The sequence below is a fragment of the Microbacterium sp. BK668 genome (genome assembly GCF_004362195.1).
In the GTDB taxonomy this organism is placed as follows: domain Bacteria; phylum Actinomycetota; class Actinomycetes; order Actinomycetales; family Microbacteriaceae; genus Microbacterium.
The window spans coordinates 2,609,471-2,625,627 of sequence record NZ_SNWG01000001.1 but is presented as its reverse complement, the minus strand read 5'-3'; the positions used below and the strand labels follow the sequence as shown (position 1 = coordinate 2,625,627).

At 69.4% G+C, this 16,157-nt stretch carries 15 protein-coding genes; 7 read left to right on the top strand and 8 right to left on the bottom strand.

The genetic code is table 11. From position 1 onward, the window contains the following. Positions 1-61 precede the first annotated feature (61 nt). Positions 62-565: a glutathione peroxidase gene (locus EV279_RS11755; RefSeq protein WP_133543686.1), complete on the top strand. Its 504-nt coding sequence runs from the start codon at positions 62-64 to the stop codon at positions 563-565. A gap of 15 nt (positions 566-580) precedes the next feature. Here the strand turns inward: EV279_RS11755 and EV279_RS11750 are convergent, their stop codons facing one another. The 6 genes from EV279_RS11750 to recO form a co-directional block, all read right to left on the bottom strand. Continuing rightward, the gene (locus EV279_RS11750) at positions 581-1,261 is read right to left on the bottom strand and encodes a DsbA family oxidoreductase (RefSeq protein ID WP_133543684.1); all 681 of its coding nucleotides are present in this window, start codon (positions 1,259-1,261) and stop codon (positions 581-583) included. A 7-nt stretch (positions 1,262-1,268) separates the two neighbouring features. Then, positions 1,269-1,910, bottom strand: coding sequence for a hypothetical protein (locus EV279_RS11745; RefSeq protein WP_243728547.1), 642 nt, complete (start codon positions 1,908-1,910; stop codon positions 1,269-1,271). A gap of 72 nt (positions 1,911-1,982) precedes the next feature. Beyond that, on the bottom strand, positions 1,983-3,377 hold the full coding sequence (locus EV279_RS11740) for a glutamate decarboxylase (protein WP_133543682.1): 1,395 nt from the start codon (positions 3,375-3,377) through the stop codon (positions 1,983-1,985). Between the two features lie 60 nt (positions 3,378-3,437). After that, complete coding sequence (locus EV279_RS11735; protein ID WP_208109522.1) at positions 3,438-4,919, bottom strand: amino acid permease; 1,482 nt, start codon at positions 4,917-4,919, stop codon at positions 3,438-3,440. Between the two features lie 221 nt (positions 4,920-5,140). Further along, the gene (locus EV279_RS11730; protein ID WP_133543680.1) at positions 5,141-5,953 is read right to left on the bottom strand and encodes an isoprenyl transferase; all 813 of its coding nucleotides are present in this window, start codon (positions 5,951-5,953) and stop codon (positions 5,141-5,143) included. Then, positions 5,950-6,693: a DNA repair protein RecO gene (recO, locus tag EV279_RS11725; RefSeq protein WP_133543677.1), complete on the bottom strand. Its 744-nt coding sequence runs from the start codon at positions 6,691-6,693 to the stop codon at positions 5,950-5,952. The genes EV279_RS11730 and recO overlap by 4 nt, the downstream gene beginning before the upstream one ends. Positions 6,694-6,729: 36 nt before the next feature. On the opposite strand from recO, the gene EV279_RS11720 reads away from it, so the two are divergent. Continuing rightward, the gene (locus EV279_RS11720; RefSeq protein WP_133543675.1) at positions 6,730-7,416 is read left to right on the top strand and encodes a TRIC cation channel family protein; all 687 of its coding nucleotides are present in this window, start codon (positions 6,730-6,732) and stop codon (positions 7,414-7,416) included. Between the two features lie 9 nt (positions 7,417-7,425). Here the strand turns inward: EV279_RS11720 and EV279_RS11715 are convergent, their stop codons facing one another. Next, positions 7,426-7,932, bottom strand: a complete 507-nt coding sequence (locus tag EV279_RS11715; protein WP_133543673.1) for a DUF2231 domain-containing protein — start codon at positions 7,930-7,932, stop codon at positions 7,426-7,428. A gap of 66 nt (positions 7,933-7,998) precedes the next feature. Then, positions 7,999-9,759 carry a 2-isopropylmalate synthase gene (gene leuA, locus EV279_RS11710; RefSeq protein ID WP_133543671.1) on the bottom strand — a complete coding sequence of 587 codons (1,761 nt, stop codon included), beginning with the start codon at positions 9,757-9,759 and terminating at the stop codon, positions 7,999-8,001. A 202-nt stretch (positions 9,760-9,961) separates the two neighbouring features. On the opposite strand from leuA, the gene EV279_RS11705 reads away from it, so the two are divergent. The 5 genes from EV279_RS11705 (at position 9,962) to EV279_RS11685 (ending at position 16,157) form a co-directional block, all read left to right on the top strand. Beyond that, the gene (locus tag EV279_RS11705; RefSeq protein WP_133543669.1) at positions 9,962-10,573 is read left to right on the top strand and encodes a hypothetical protein; all 612 of its coding nucleotides are present in this window, start codon (positions 9,962-9,964) and stop codon (positions 10,571-10,573) included. An 89-nt stretch (positions 10,574-10,662) separates the two neighbouring features. Further along, positions 10,663-12,828 (top strand): CHAT domain-containing protein, encoded by a 2,166-nt coding sequence (locus EV279_RS11700; protein WP_133543667.1) that lies wholly within the window; start codon positions 10,663-10,665, stop codon positions 12,826-12,828. A gap of 9 nt (positions 12,829-12,837) precedes the next feature. Beyond that, entirely contained in the window at positions 12,838-14,175 is a 1,338-nt protein-coding gene (locus EV279_RS11695; protein WP_133543665.1) for a hypothetical protein, read from the top strand. 275 nt (positions 14,176-14,450) lie between these two features. Continuing rightward, entirely contained in the window at positions 14,451-15,863 is a 1,413-nt protein-coding gene (locus EV279_RS11690) for an HNH endonuclease signature motif containing protein (protein WP_133543663.1), read from the top strand. 111 nt (positions 15,864-15,974) lie between these two features. Further along, positions 15,975-16,157: a hypothetical protein gene (locus EV279_RS11685; RefSeq protein WP_133543661.1), complete on the top strand. Its 183-nt coding sequence runs from the start codon at positions 15,975-15,977 to the stop codon at positions 16,155-16,157.

The following is a 16,157-nucleotide window of genomic DNA, read 5'->3' as shown; positions in this document are numbered from 1 at the left end:
CCTCCATTCTCCCAGACGAAATCGAGCCGCCGCCTGTGGAGGACGGCATAGCCTGGGAGACATGACCCAGGCCGTCGACGTCTCGCTCCGCGACATCCCCTTCCAGACCGCAGACGGCGAGAGCAAGACCCTCGCCGACTACGGCGACTCGGTGCTCATGGTGGTGAACGTCGCATCGCGGTGCGGGCTGACGCCCCAGTACGAGCAGCTCGAGCAGCTGCAGCGTGCCTACGCCGACCGCGGCTTCACGGTGCTCGGCTTTCCGTGCAATCAGTTCGCCGGTCAGGAGCCGGGTTCGATGGACGAGATCCTCGAGTACTGCTCCGTCACGTGGGGCGTCACCTTCCCCGTGTTCGACAAGGTGAAGGTCAACGGCGGCAAGGCGGCGCCCCTCTTCAAGGCGCTCAAGAAGGCCCGCGACGCCGAGGGCAAGCACGGTCCGGTGCTGTGGAACTTCGAGAAGTTCGTGCTGACGCCCGGCGGCGAGATGCACCGGTTCCGGCCGAACGTGAAGCCCGACGACCCCGCGATCGTCGAGGTCATCGAGAAGAACCTGCCCGCGTAGGCCCGCTGGCGCGGGTCAGGCGGCATCCTCCCCGACCTCGCGGCGCTCGGCCCAGACCTGGCGCGCGATCTGCGCGAACGCCACGGGGGGCTGGGCCCCCGACACGCCGTACTTGCCGTCGATGAGGAAGAACGGGACGCCGCCGATGCCGTACGCGGCCGCCTGCGCCTGATCCGCCCGCACGGCCGCGAAGTACCGGCCGCTGCGCAGCGCTTCGCGGGCGGCGTCGGCCTCGAGTCCGGCTTCCGCGGCGAGCGCGACGAGCTCGTCCTCCTGACCGAGGTGACGGCCCTCGGTGAAGTAGGCCGACATCAGCCGCTCGGCGAGCTCGAGCTGACGGCCCTGCTCCTTCGCGAAGTGCAGCAGCTCGTGCGCCTTCACGGTGTTGGTGTGCTTCAGGAGGTCGAACCGGTACTCCAGGCCGGCCTCGGCGGCGACGCCTGTGACGCGCTCGAGCATGGCGTTCGCCTGATCCGCCGTGATGCCCTTGTGCCGCGCGAGGTAGTCCGCTTCGCCGCCCTCGAAGTCGACCGGCGTGTCGGGCGAGAGCTCGAAGGAGTGGTACGTCACCTCCACGACGGGGGCGTCGTCATCGGTGGATGCATCGGCCAGTCCCTTCTCGAGATTGCGCTTGCCGATGTAGCACCAGGGGCAGGCGATGTCGCTCCACACGTCGATCTTGATGGCTTCCGTCACGTCAGGCCTAACGCGGAGCGTCGTGCTCGGTATTCCGGCGCGCCAGCGCGGCGGCCAGGAAGAAGCAGATCGCACCGAGGAAGGTGCCGAGATCCGCCCACTCGAGGTTGCGCAGATCGCCCGTCGCGGGGAGCACGTACGCGCCGACCGCCGAGAAGCCGAACGCGATCGAGCCGACCATGTTGAGGAACGTGCCGTGCCACGTGCGGGCGAGCGGATCCCACAGCTCACCGCTGCGGTTCGCGGCGACCAGGGCGAGGGTGCTCGAGATGAGGAAGGCGATCGAGCCCCACGCGTCCGGCCGCCATCCGGTCAGCTCCTGCGCCGGCGACGCGACGGCCTGCACGAGCACCGCGGCGGTGCTCAGGTTGAACAGGAGCGTGCCGACGAACTGGATCGCGGCGCTCCACCAGTCCGCGGCATCCGCTCCCTGCAGCGGACGTTCGGGCGGACGCCTCCCGCTCAGCGCGAGCTGGATGAGGGCGGCGAGGGTGAAGAAGATCGAGCCCAGGAAGAACGTCGCCGAACTCCATACGGGGCCGACGGCGTCGGCGTAGGCGGGCACGGCGCCGACCGCGAAGCATGCCGATCCGATCATGAAGCCCCACGCCTCGCGGCGCAGGCGCAGGGGGCGAGGGGGCCGGGTCACCCTCCGATGGTAGCGATGCCGAAGGGGCGGTCCGAGCCGCCGAATGCCGCCCGGACCGCCCCTCGAGCCCGCTCAGTGGTGGAAGGCTCCCGCCTCCTCCTCGCTCATCGGCACCGTGATGGGGTGCTTGTCGAAGTGGGCGATCGCGTCGCGGTAGTCGTCCATGAGGAGGGATGCCTCGTCACGGCTGAAGCCGGCGCGCACGAGGATGCGCTGGATCGGCAGGTCCTCCCGGTTCGGCGGCATCGTGTAGGCGGGCACCTGCCAGCCGCGGGCGCGGAGCCGGTCGGCGAGGTCGAACAGCGTGAACGCGTGGTCGACGCCGTCCTTGAGCTTCCACGACACCGCCGGAATGCCCTCGTCGGGACGGCCTGCGTTGATGATGTCGAAGTGGCCGAGCTTGTCGATCTCGTCGGCGAGGTACATCGCGGTGTCGTAGCAGGACTGCTGGACCTTGCGGTATCCCTCGCGACCGAGGCGCAGGAAGTTGTAGTACTGCGCGACGATCTGCCCGCCGGGGCGGGAGAAGTTCAGCGCGAACGTCGGCATGTTGCCGCCGAGGTAGTTCACGTTGAAGATCAGGTCCTCCGGCAGGTCTGCGGCATCCCGCCACACGACCCAGCCGACACCGAGCGGCGCGAGCCCGAACTTGTGCCCGGAGGTGTTGATCGACTTGACGCGCGGCAGGCGGAAGTCCCACACGATGTCGGGCGCCGTGAACGGTGCGAGGAAGCCGCCGCTGGCCCCGTCGACGTGGATCGGGATGTCCAGTCCCTTCTCCGCCTGCAGCTGGTCCAGCGCCTCGCTCACGGCCTGCACCGGCTCGTAGCCGCCGGTGAAGGTGACCCCGAGGGTCGGGACGACGCCGATGGTGTTCTCGTCGACGCGCGTGAGGACCTCCTCCGGCGTCATGAGGAAACGGTCGCCGTCCATCGGGATCTCGCGGAGCTCGACGTCCCAGTACCGCGCGAACTTGTGCCAGCAGACCTGGACCGGACCCGTGATGAGGTTCGGCTTGTCGGTCGGCTTGCCCGCTGCGCGCCGGCGTGCGCGCCAGTTCCACAGCAGCGCCATGCCGCCGAGCATCGCCGCTTCGCTCGAGCCCGTCGTCGACGTGCCGAGGGTGTTCACCGCGTCGGGCGAGTTCCACAGGTCGGCGAGGATGTGCACGCAGCGCTCCTCGATCGCCGCCGTCTGCGGGTACTCGTCCTTGTCGATCATGTTCTTGTCGAGCGTCTCGGCCATGAGGAGGCGCACCTCGGGCTCGAGCCAGGTCTGGCAGAACGTCGCGAGGTTCTGCCGCGAGTTGCCGTCCATCATGAGCTCGTCGGACACGACCTGATAGGCGTGCCTGGCGAGGTGCTCCTTCTCGGGCATGCGGTACTTCGGCATCGAGACCGACAGGTCGGTCGAGGCGAAGACCTCGTCCAGGATCTCGTCGCGGATGTTGTCGCGGTGGTGCAGCATTGTGCTCTTCTCTTCCTTTTCCGGTGTCGAGTCAGTTCTGCGGGTGTGCGCGAAGGGCGCTCAGGATGCCGTGGCCTTCGTCTTGGTCAGATCCGCGTCTCCGTCCTCGTGCTTGTGCGACACGTCGGGGTGGATCTTCCAGCTCGGCTTGCGCATCGCATAGAGGATGAACGGCCAGATGCCGAGCACGACGATCCCCGCGACGAGCAGCAGCGAGTACCAGGGCTGGCCCATCGTGCTGCTGGACGGCTCGACGAAGCCGATGAGGAAGGCCAGCAGGCTCGCGAAGAAGCCCACCCAGCCGAACAGCGGCATCGCCGGCACGCGGAAGCCGCGCTTCACGTCGGGATGCGTGCGGCGCAGCCGCATCGCCGCGAGGAACATGATCATGTACATGATCAGGTAGAGCTGCACCGCCATCGCGGAGAAGACCCAGAACACGCTCTGCACCGACGGCACGATCGCGAACAGCAGGGCCAGGATCGTCACGATGACACCCTGCACCACCATGATCGGCACCTGCATGTCGTACTGGTTCGTCCTCTGCAGCGAGGGCGGCAGGTAGCCCTGGCGCCCGACCATCAGGAGACCCTTGCTGGGACCGGGGATCCAGGTGACGACGGAGGCGAGGATGCCGAAAACGATGAGCAGCGACATGACGGTCGTCGCCCACGGCATGCCGAGCTGCGTGAAGAAGACGTCGAATGCCTGCAGCACCCCCTGCGTCAGGTTCACGTCGTTCGCCGGGACCCCGACCGAGATCGCAAGGGTCGGGAAGATAAAGACGATGAGGATGACGATCGCGGCCAGGACGATGGCCTTCGGGAAGTTCTTGGCCGGGTTCTGCATCTCGTTGACGTGCACGGCGTTCATCTCCATGCCCGCGTAGGACAGGAAGTTGCTGACGATGAGCACGATGCTCGCCAGGCCCGTCCACGTCGGGAGCCACTGCGCCTCGCTCACCGGCGGGAGCGAGGACTGGCCGCCGCTGGTGAGGAACAGGATCGCGAAGAGGACGAGGCCGAGCGACGGGACGATCGTGCCTGCGAGGAAGCCCCACTTGCTGACCCCCGCGAACGCCTTCACGCCGCGGAAGGCGATGAGGGTCGAGAACCAGTACACGATGAGGATCACGAAGCCCGTGAACAGGCCGTTGTTGGCCAGCGCCGGGTTGAAGACGTAGGCGAGCGCGGACGCGAAGAACGCCAGCTGCGCGGGGTACCAGACGACGTTCTGGATCCACTGCTGCCAGATGGCGACGAACCCGATCCGGTCGCCGAACGCCTCCTTGGCCCAGACGAAGACGCCGCCCTTCCAGCCGCTGGCCAGCTCGGCCGCGACCATCGCGACGGGCACCATGAAGACGATGGCGGGCAGGACGTACAGGAAGATCGACGCCCATCCGTACGGCGCCATGGCGGGAAGACCGCGAACGCTCGCGACCGCGGTGGCGATGAGGATCGCCATCGTCGTCCAGGACAGCGCGGCGTTTCCGACCTTCGCGGCGCTGCCCGATCTCGTGGTCTTTTCGGTATCTGACACTGCTACTCCCTCAAGATGAGGGGGCGCGCTCTCCGCGAGGCCCCCCGGCTCGGAGGTCGACGGCGGGCCCGTGGCGAGGGGACGTCGGCGACATTCGCCTCCGGGTCTACCGCCGATCGCGGAGCGGTGTCAACGCGCGTCGGCGATGCCCGATCGCTTTTCATCCTCGGCGGATGAGGTCCGCAATCCGCCCGGCGCCGGCGCCTCCGGGACGTGCCGTGTCAGAGTCCGGGCGCGTCCGGCTGGTCCACCGCACCGCCGAACCGCCGGTCCCGGTCCAGGTACAGGTCGATCGCGCGCCACAGGTCGGCGCGGCTGAAGTCGGGCCACAGCGTGTCGAGGAAGACGAACTCGGCGTAGGCGGACTCCCACAGGAGGAAGTTCGAGGTGCGCTGCTCCCCGCTCGAGCGGACGAACAGGTCCACGTCGGGCATGTCCGGGATGTAGAGCCGGTGTTCGATGAGCTTCTCCGTCACGGCGCTCGGACGCAGCCGGCCCGCCGCGACGTCGTCGGCGATGGACCGAACGGCATCGACGAGCTCGACCCGCCCGCCGTAGTTGACGCACATCGTGAGCGTCAGGACGTCGTTGCCCGCCGTCAGCTGCTCGGCGAACTGCAGCTCTTTGATGACCGAGCCCCACAGGCGCGGCTTCCGTCCCGCCCAGCGCACGCGCACGCCCCACTCGTTCAGCTGATCTCGGCGGCGGTGCAGCACATCGCGGTTGAAGCCCATGAGGAAGCGGACCTCGTCGGGCGATCGCGACCAGTTCTCCGTCGAGAAGGCGTAGACCGAGAGATGCCGTACGCCGGCCTGGATCGCGCCCGCGACGACATCGAGCAGGGCCGCCTCCCCCGCCTTGTGGCCCTCCACGCGGGTCAGCCCTTTGCGATTGGCCCACCGCCCGTTCCCGTCCATGACGATCGCGACGTGGTTCGGAACGCCGCCCTTCGGGTACGCTGGCGGGTAGAGTCCCGTCCAGTCGACAGGGCGGTACGGCACCGCATCGCGGTGCGTGTAGGGCTTGGGCGTCACCGGGCGGCCTCCCGGGGCGCGGATTCGACGTGCGAGAGCGACCGGATGCCTCGTTCCAGATGCCACTGGGCGTACGCCGCGATGAGTCCGGATGCCGCCGCGGTGGCCGCGGGGGACGCGGCATCCACCGCGTCCCACTCCCCCGCCATGAGCGACTGCAGGAGGGCGACGGTCTGGCCCGGGACGCGGGCGGCGCCCGTCGGCGCGCAGGCTGAGCACACAATGCCCCCCAGCTGCGCGACGAAGGTGTCATGAGGCCCTGGACGGCTGCAGCGGGCGCACTCGTCGAGCGACGGCGCCCAGCCCGAGAGCGCCATCGCCCGCAGGAGATACGAATCGAGGATGCTGCGGGCCGCGTGATCGCCGCGCGCGAGGGCGCGCAGCCCGCCCACGAGCAGAAGGTACTGCTGAGGGGTGGCCTCGGCCTCGTTGAGGCGGTCGGCCGCCTCGACCATGGCGCTGGCCGACGTGTAGCGGTCGTAGTGGACCGCGATCTCCGCGCCGTAGGAGCCGATCGACTCCGCCTGCTGGACGATGTCGAGCGACCGGCCCTGGTAGAGCTGGACGTCGGCGACCATGAACGGCTCGAGTCGCGAGCCGAAGCGAGATGACGTGCGACGGACGCCCTTGGCGACGGCGCGGAGCTTGCCGTGGCGACGGCTCAGCAGCGTCACGATCCTGTCGGCCTCGCCCAGCTTGTGGGTGCGCAGGACCACGACCTCGTCGCGGTAGGTGGGCACTCCTCGATTATCCCGGCACGCCGCGACAATGGAGGTGTGAACGAGCCGGTCTTCGTCATTCCGCTCTGGGCGGACCTCACCGCCGTCGGCCTCGGCGGCGTCCAGGGAGCGCTCTTCGCCTCCGGCTTCCAGGGTCAGCGCCGCCTGGACCTCCTCGGCGTGGCGATCATCGGGATCGTCATGGGGATGGGAGGAGGCCTCATCCGGGATCTGCTGCTCAACGTGCCGCCCGCGACGCTGCAGAGCAACTGGTACCTCATCACCGCGACCCTCGCGGCGCTCGTCGGGATGCTGCTGGCCAATCTCTTCCGGCGGCTCAACGGCGTCATCGTCGCCCTCGACGCCGTCGTCATCGGCCTGTTCGGCGCCTTCGGCACGAGCAAGGCGCTGACGCTGGGATTCCCGTTCGTGCCGGCCGTCTTCGTCGGCGTCTGCGCGGCCGTCGGCGGAGGCATCCTCCGGGACATGCTCATGGGGCTGCCGACGGCGATCATGCACGTGGGCTCGCTCTACGCCGTGGCTGCGGGCGCGGGATGCCTCGTCCTCGCGACGCTGCACACCTTCGGCATCGACATCGTGATCGCCGCGGTCGCCGGCGTCGTTGTGACCACGATCATCCGGCTGCTCGCCGTCATGTTCGATATCTCGCTGCCCGAGCAGCGCGCTCTCTACCGGCGGAAGGTCGCGGTCGAGACGTCGGCCATCACGCTGCCCAAGCGCTGACGTCGCGGGTCACACGAAGCCCTGGCGCTGGGTCTCCTCGTCGGCGACGCGGACGCCGTAGTGGTACGACAGCTTGCCGCCGAGCCACCCGGATATCCCCAGCAGCGCGAGCCCCACGATGCTCAGGATGAACCCCGGCACGTTGACCTCGTCGTGATCGGCGCCCGCGCGGAGGAACCAGTTGACCGCGAACAGGACCGTCACGGCGAGGTTGAGGGTCATGTGCAGCAGCGCCGTGCGGTGCGCCGGCATCCCGGTGGGGATCTGGGAGAAGTCCATGAACCCGAGGACGGCGGCCATGAGGGCCCCGACGACGCCGATCGCGATGAGCACCTGCGCGCCGATGGTGTAGGGAGTCGGGTCGTCGACGAAGAAGCCGATGAGGTCGAACAGGATGCTCGCGGTCCACGCCCCGATCGGGATGGTCACGGCGATCGGGTGGAAGGGGTGGCCGTAGGGGCCTGCCAGGATGCTCCGGGGGCGCTTCGCGCGCTGCAGCGGATCAGAGCTCGTCATGAGACGACGCTAGGTGCCCCCTCCGCCGAGGCGGAGGGGGCTTGACAAGCCGTCGGGCTGCTCGGATCAGACCCCGGCGAGCTCGCGGGAGCGGTCGCGCGTGCGGATCGCGCGGTTCACGCCGGAGACGATCGCCTTGAGCGATGCGGTCGAGATGTCTCCGTCGATGCCGACGCCCCACAACCGCTCCCCGTCCACCTGGAGCTCGACGTAGGCGGCGGCCTGGGCATCGCCTCCCGCGCTGAGCGCGTGCTCGACGTAGTCGTAGACCGTGACGTCGAAGCCGTGCCCGCGGAGGATCTCGATGAACGCGGCGACCGGCCCGTTCCCGTGGCCGGACGCCTGCACGCGCTCGTCGCCGTCGCGCAGGGTGACCTCGAGCGAGATGTCGCCCGACATGTCGCTCTGCGTGCGGGTGCTCAGCAGCTCGAAACGGCCCCAGCGGTCGTCGGCGACATCGGAGGGCAGGTACTCGTCCTGGAAGATCGACCAGATCTGGTCGCTCGTCACCTCGCCGCCCTCGGCGTCCGTCTTGGCCTGGACGACGCCGGAGAACTCGATCTGCAGCTTGCGCGGCAGGTCCAGCGCGTGGTCGGTCTTCAGAAGGTAGGCGACGCCGCCCTTACCCGACTGCGAGTTGACCCGGATGACCGCCTCGTACGAGCGGCCCAGGTCCTTCGGGTCGATCGGCAGGTAGGGCACCGCCCAGTCGATCTCGTCGACCGAGACCCCCTCGGCCCGCGCTCGGGCCTCCATGGCCTCGAAGCCCTTCTTGATGGCGTCCTGGTGGGAGCCGCTGAAGGCGGTGAAGACGAGGTCGCCCGCCCACGGGCTGCGCTCGTGCACGGGCAGCTGATTGCAGTACTCCGCCGTCCGCTTGACCTGGTCGACGTCGCTGAAGTCGATCTGGGGGTCGATGCCCTGCGTCAGCAGGTTGATGCCGAGTGCGACGAGGTCGACGTTGCCCGTCCGCTCCCCATTGCCGAAGAGGCACCCCTCGATGCGGTCGGCGCCGGCCATGTAGCCGAGCTCGGCGGCCGCGATCGCGGTGCCGCGGTCGTTGTGCGGGTGCAGCGACAGGATGACGTTCTCGCGGTGGCTCAGGTGGCGGCTCATCCACTCGATCGAATCGGCGTAGACGTTGGGCGTAGCCATCTCGACGGTCGCGGGAAGGTTGATGATGACCTTGCGCTCCGCCGTCGGCTCGAAGATCTCGATGACCTGGTTGCAGACGTCGAGCGCGAAGTCGAGCTCGGTCCCGGTGTAGCTCTCGGGCGAGTACTCGTAGAAGACCTTCGTCTCGGGGATCCGCTTCTCGTACTCGCGGCACAGGCGGGCGCCCTCGAGCGCGATATCGATGATGCCCTGGCGGTCGGTGCGGAAGACGACCTCCCGCTGCAGCACGCTCGTCGAGTTGTAGAGGTGGACGATGGCCTGCTTCGCACCGGCGATCGACTCATAGGTGCGCCCGATGAGGTGGGCGCGAGCCTGCGTCAGCACCTGGATCGTCACATCATCGGGGATGAGGTCCTCTTCGATGAGCTGTCGCACGAAGTCGAAGTCGGTCTGGCTCGCGCTCGGGAACCCGACCTCGATCTCCTTGTAGCCCATGCCCACGAGGAGCTCGAACATGATGCGCTTGCGCTCGGGGCTCATCGGGTCGATGAGCGCCTGGTTGCCGTCGCGCAGGTCGACGGCGCACCACCGCGGTGCCGCCGTGATGCGCTTGCCCGGCCACGTGCGATCGGGCAGGTCGACCGCGATCTGCTCGTGATAGGGCCGATACTTGTGGATCGGCATGCCCGAGGGCTTCTGGGTGTTCTCCATGATGATGTCGCTTGTTCTCTCGTCCGAGGTGATGCGGGCCAACAGCAATCGCCGCGACGAGGAAGGCCCTAGATCGAGGACTCGTCGCGGCGGCTAAGAAGGAGAAGCCCGCCGAAGCGCATGGGTTCAGGGTACACCCGGCCCCGGGATCGGTCGAACCGGACGTCCGAGACGATCGGCCGGCGTCGGACACCATGGAGGTATGAAGCGCCTTCCTCGTGCTCTGGCGGCCCTGGGCCTGGCCGCGGCATCCGTCGTCTGTCTTTCGGCCTGTGCGACTCCCGCTTCCGGCGGCTCCGCGCCGTTCGGGTCGGCGCAGCCCGCTCTGCCCACAGGCGAGGTTCACGCCACGGGGACGGTGATGGACGTGGGCGGCGTGGCGGAGCTGTGCCTCGGCCCCGTCGCCGAGTCGTATCCGCCTCAGTGCTCGGGCATCCCGCTCGAGGGCTGGTCGTGGGAGGGGGTCGACGGCAGCGAAGCTTCGGGGGATGCGCGGTGGGGGGCCTATGCCGTCGCGGGCGCGTACGACGGCGAGACCCTCACCGTGACGGGTCCGCCGATCCTGCTGGCGCTGTACGACCCGATCCGACCCGAGGACCCGACCGGAGGAGAACCCGGCTCGACCGATCAGGCGACGCTCGAGGCGGTCCAGGCCGAGCTGCCCGAGCGCCTCGGCAGCAGCTTCGTGTCGTCGAGCATCGAGAGCGGGTACGTCTGGGTCGACGTCGTATGGGACGACGGGACGCTCCAGGATGCCGCGGACGCCACCTACGGCGAAGACGTCGTGGTGGTGCGGTCGGCCTTGCGGGAGTGAGCGGCTGGGCTTCTGGCACGGGCGCGGGCCGAGGGCTAATCTGTGGCGAAAGGGCCCGCGGGCCCACGATCGGACGCAGTGGGGCGACGATGGGGACGACACCGGACCGTGCCTTCGAGGCCGTGATCCTCGCGAACACCTTCCTCCATGAGAGGGGGCGGCAGGCGATCGCCGAGTTCTTCCCCCAGTCGGTGGTCGATCTGTACGACGCGGTCGTCGTGCGGCCCGACTGGCAGAATGCCGCCACGCTCACCGAGAGGGCCCTCGTCGTGGTCGCCGCCCTCGATGCAGACCCCGTCCTCGCGGCGAGGTATCAGTCGGACGTCGACGCCGGGCTGCTCGGCTTCGGTGCGGGCGAGGACGAGGCGATCGACCTCGCCATCAGCGAGGTGTCGGAGTCGCTCGGCGGCGCCCAGACGGCGCCCGGGGCGGACGACGGACTCCTCGGCGGTGGTGCGGCCGAACCCCCGGACTCCCCCGATCTCGTACCGCTTCCGCCGCCCGCCATGCCGATGACGCCGCCCGCGCACCGGGGCGCCGACGCGGCGGGGCCGCCCGACGACCGGGGCGCCGACGCGGCCGGGCCGCCCGACGACCGGGTCGCTGAGTCGGCCGGGCCGCCCGACGACCGGGTCGCTGAGTCGGCCGGGCCGCCCGACGGCGGAGCCGGTGCGCCGGAGCCGGCGCCCGTGGAGACCGTGCAGACCTGGCTCAATGCCGAGGTCCAGGGCGGATACGACAGTCTTCGGGAGGGCGTCCAATACGTCCTCGGCATCTCCTTCGGCGCGCGGAGCGCCACCGCGGCCGGAGCCGCGCAGACCGTCATCCCCTTCGGGGCGACCCAGACGACGGTCGACCTCTCGGTGCAGCTCGTGAGCACCGACTTCGAGGTTCCGCCGCTCCCCCAGCTCATCCGCGTGGGACGCGACGGAAGATCCGTCGGTTCGGTGCTCTTCCCCTGCACGCCCCTGCACTCCGGGCCGTCGAAGCTCAGCGTGCTCGTCGACGTCGCGGGCAACTTCCTGCAGAGGCTCGAGCTCGAATTCGACGTCGGCTCATCGAAGCCGGTCGAGTCGACCAACTTCGGCCGGCCCGCGGGCGCGGCCACGACCCTCGAGCCGCGCACCGCCTCGATGCAGTTCATGCCGGCCACAGGGGGGTACGAGCTCTTCGTGAAGGGCGTGACCGACAGCGAGGTGTTCATCCAGATCACGGAGGACGAGCTCGCGGCGCGCATCGAGGGCGTCCGGGAGGCGCTGCTCAAGACGGTCAAGGATCCGACGTTCGCCCTGGAGCTCGACATCCCACCCGACCTCGGCGCCGCCGCGCTCAAGACCCTCGCCTTCGCCGGGTTCCGGCTCTATCAGGCGATCTTCGGCGGCCCGTTCGCCTCCGACGAGCTGAAGAAGGTCGGCCGCTGGCTTCGCGAGAGCCTGGCGGACGACGTCACGACCCTGCAGGTGGTCTCGCGCGGCTTCCCCGTCCCGTGGGCCCTGATGTACCTCACCGACCGGTTCTCCGACGACGCCTTGGACTGGCACGACTTCATCGGCATGCGGCACGTCGTCGAGCAGATCCCCATGCGGGAGATCTCGGCGCTCCCGCCGGTCACGACGATCCCGTCGACGCCCGACCTCAGCGTGCGCGTCCTCTACAACGACGGCATCGACGCGCAGATGCCGTCGCGCCCCGTCGCCGCGCAGCGGACGTACTGGGGAGGCCGCGGGGTGAAGCTCGGCGAGGGGACGAAGGTCGACGACCTCAAGTCGGCGCTCGCGGTGAGCGCGGCGGACAAGGTCCTGTACCTCTACTGCCACGCCGTGGCCTCCGACAAGGACTCGGACGACTCCTACCTCGTGATGACGGGAGACCAGCGGATCACCCTCGGCGAGCTCGCGGTGTACGCCCCCATCGAGGATCAGCTGTCGAGTCATCCGCTCGTCATCATCAACGCGTGCGAGTCCGGCGACCTCTCCCCCAACTTCTATGACGGCTTCGTGCCCTACTTCCTGGCGAAGGGCGCACGCGGAGTCATCGGCACCGAGTGCAAGACGCCCGGTCGATTCGCCAGCGAATGGGCGATCGCGTTCTTCGACCGCTTCTTCGGGGGTGAGCCGCTGGGCGAGGCTGTACTGTCACTGCGTCGCGACTTCCTCGACAAGCACGGCAATCCTCTCGGCCTGCTCTACGGCGTGCACTGCGACACCGACACGCGCGTCGACCCCGCCCTCGCCGCCGCCGGCGGCTCGAACTAGGAGGCCGAGATGGTCCTTCGACACGTACCCGACAGGTCGCAGACCTACCACCTGATCGCCTACGACCGGAAGGGCCGGGAGCTGCGCGACGAGGACGGCACCGTCGCCAGCGAAGCGGCGCTCGCGGCGATCGCCGAGCCGGGCGTCACCGACGTCTTCATTCTGAGCCACGGCTGGCAGGGCGACTACCAGGACGCGATCAGCCAGTACGACAGGTGGGTCGGCGCCGCCGACCCCGACACCGAGACCGACGACATCCGCCCCGTCGTCGTGGGGCTGCACTGGCCCAGCAAGGCGTGGAGCAATCGCGAGCTCACCGACACGCCGAGCGGTCTCCTCGGCGACGAGCCGGGTGAGGGGTCGGTCACGGTCGACCAGGCCGTCGACGAGTTCGCCGCGCAGCTCGGCGACGACCCGGAGACGCGCCGGGCCCTGCGGGAGGTACTCGGGTACGCGGCATCCATCTCACCGGACGAGGATGCCTCGGCAGCCGACTCCCTCCCGTCCGAAGTGTCCGAGGCGTATCGCGCGCTCGCCGCGCACCTCGACGCGTCGGGCGATGACGACGGCCTCCTTGGCGGAGGGTGGGATCCCGACGCGGTCTTCGACGACTCGCTGACGGCCGCGGAGGACGACGGCCTGCTCGGCGACGGGTTCTTCGCCCGCCTTCGCGAGGCGGTCCTCACGCCGCTGCGCCAGCTCACGTTCTGGAGCGGGAAGAACCACGCGCGCGAGTTCGGCGAAGGAGCGGCTGCCGACTTCGTCCGAGATGTCATGCGCACCGCCGACGTGCGCATCCACCTCATGGGGCACAGCTTCGGGACGATCGTGATGGCGGGCGCCGTGCGCGGTCCGGGCGAGCATCCGACCCCTCCCCCGCGACCCGTGAACTCCCTCTTCCTCGTGCAGGGCGCGGTGTCGCTGTGGGCGTTCGCGGAGGAGGCACCCGCCGCCTTCGGCGGCGGGAGGGGGTACTTCGCCGACGTCCTGCGACCCGAGTTCGTGTCAGGACCGATCGTGGTCACCCGGTCGTCGTGGGACTACGCGGTCGGCAAGTTCTACCCCCTCGCCGTCAAGCTCGCCGGACAGTTCCTGCTCGGCGACGAGAAGGCGCCGAAGTACGGCGGGATCGGCACGTTCGGAATCCACGGCGTGGATGCGGCCGTGGAACTGCCCGCGCTGGCGAAGGGCACCCGGTCGGACCCCGGCTTCGCACCGGGGAAGCTGTACAACATCGACGCGAGCGGGGTCATCGCGCGTCTCGACGGCGCGAGCGGCGCCCACAACGACATCGGCCACCCGGAACTGACCTGGATCGCCTGGAACGCCGCGCGCGCCGGCCGCTGACCGACCACGACCGCTCCTCCCGGTCGGTTGGCGAGACGAAACGCGCCGGTCCCGCCCCGCGGTCGTTGAGCGAGCGAAGCGAGACGAAACGCTCCGGTCCCACCCCGCGGTCGTTGAGCGAGCGAAGCGAGACGAAACGCTCCGGTCCCACCCCGCGGTCGTTGAGCGAGCGAAGCGAGACGAAACGCGCCCGACCAGCCGAAGAGACCGCAGAAAGTCTCGCTGACCAGCCTGAATGCACCCGGAATGTCGGACCCCCCGAGCATGATGGAGCCATGGGACCACTGCTCGACGACCTCCGCGAGACGGTCGAGCGGCTGCGCGCCCTGGCCTCCGGCGGTCTCCGGGACGGCTTCATCCGCCGCGCCGCCGACGCATCCCTGATCGATGAGATCGCCTTCGCGGGCGAGGCGCTACGGCTTGTCGAAGCGCTGCTCGTCGAGTCCGCGGGTGAGGTGATCCGTCGGTCGAGCTCGCCCCTCCGCGACGAGCGACTGACGACACGCATGGGCTGTCACGACGTGAGCGAGCTCCTGCAGAGGCTGACGCGGGTGGCCCCAGCATCCGCGGCCCGTCTTCAGCGCGGTGCGAGGGCGGTGCTCGTCGAACAGCGTCTCGACGGCGAGCCGCTCCCCGCTCGACTTCCCGCGATGCGCGAGGCACTGATCGACGGGGAGGTCGGCCTCGACGGCCTGCTTGCTGTCGCCGGTCCGCTCGAGGCGATGGGCGAGCGTGTCCCTACGTCCGACCTCCTGGCGGCGGATGCCGTGCTCGCAGCGGAAGCGAAAGGCGAGGGCCCTGATGCCGCTCCCCCGGCGTGCGCCGACCTGCTTCGCGTGCAGGCACTCGCGTGGTCGGCAGCTCTCGACCAGGACGGTGCAGAGCCGCGCGAGGAGCGCGCGCTCGCCCGTCGCGGGATCCGGCTGGGGCGCGTACGCGATGGGGTCGTGCCGATCAGCGGCGCGCTGCTGCCGGAGGTCGCGGCCCAGCTTCAGCGGATCTGCGACGCGATCGACTCCCCGCGCTCGCAGGGTCCTGGGGTCGCCTTCCGGGCCGACGCCGACCCGGGAATCGGTCCCTTCCTTCCCGACGCCCGAACGAGGTCGCAGCGTCATCACGACATGCTGGCGACAGCGCTGTCGGTTGCGGCGTCGAGCCGGCTCCTGCCGACCATCGGAGGCGCGCCGCCGACCCTCGTCGTGTCGGTGCGCGCTGAAGACGTGATCGCGGGCAGCGGCTGGGCGCACGTCGAGGGGGTGGATGAGCCGGTCTCGACGGCTGCCGCTCGGCACGCCGGCTGCGCGGGAGTCATTCAGCGCGTGCTCCTCGGCGAGAACGGTCGCATCGTCCGGATCGGCACGGAGGAACGGCTCTTCAACAAGAACCAGCGTCGGGCGATCGCGCTTCGCGACGGGAATTGCATCATCCCGGGCTGCGGCATCCCCGCCGCCTGGTGTGAGATTCATCATGTGATTGACCACGCACACGGCGGCCCGACCCACACCGACAACGGCGTACTCCTCTGCTGGCACCATCACCGGTTCATCGACGACGGCCTCTGGAAGATACGCATGAACCGCGGAGTCCCCGAGGTGCAGGCGCCGAAGTGGTATGACGCGACGCTGCGATGGCGACCCGTCACGACGTCGCGAAGCCGCCTTCTCGATCGAGTGCGGCGGCGGACATGACCGATGCCGGAGACGCGGGAGCCGGACAGCCGCTCCCCCCGCGCGTTGAGCGAGCGAAGCGGTACGAAACGCGCCCGAGACGCGGCGGGCCGGGCGACGTACCATCGAGGCATGTCGGCAGGACTGCTCGAGTGGACCGACCCGCGCGACGACATCGAGGTCGGCGTGCTCATGGCGAACGGACGCCTCGCGCCGCGGCGCTTCCAGAGCCGTACGGAAGCGGAGGCCTGGGCGTGCCCGGAGGAGGGCGATCAGGTCGTCGAGTACAACACGATCTGCAGCTGCGACGCCTGA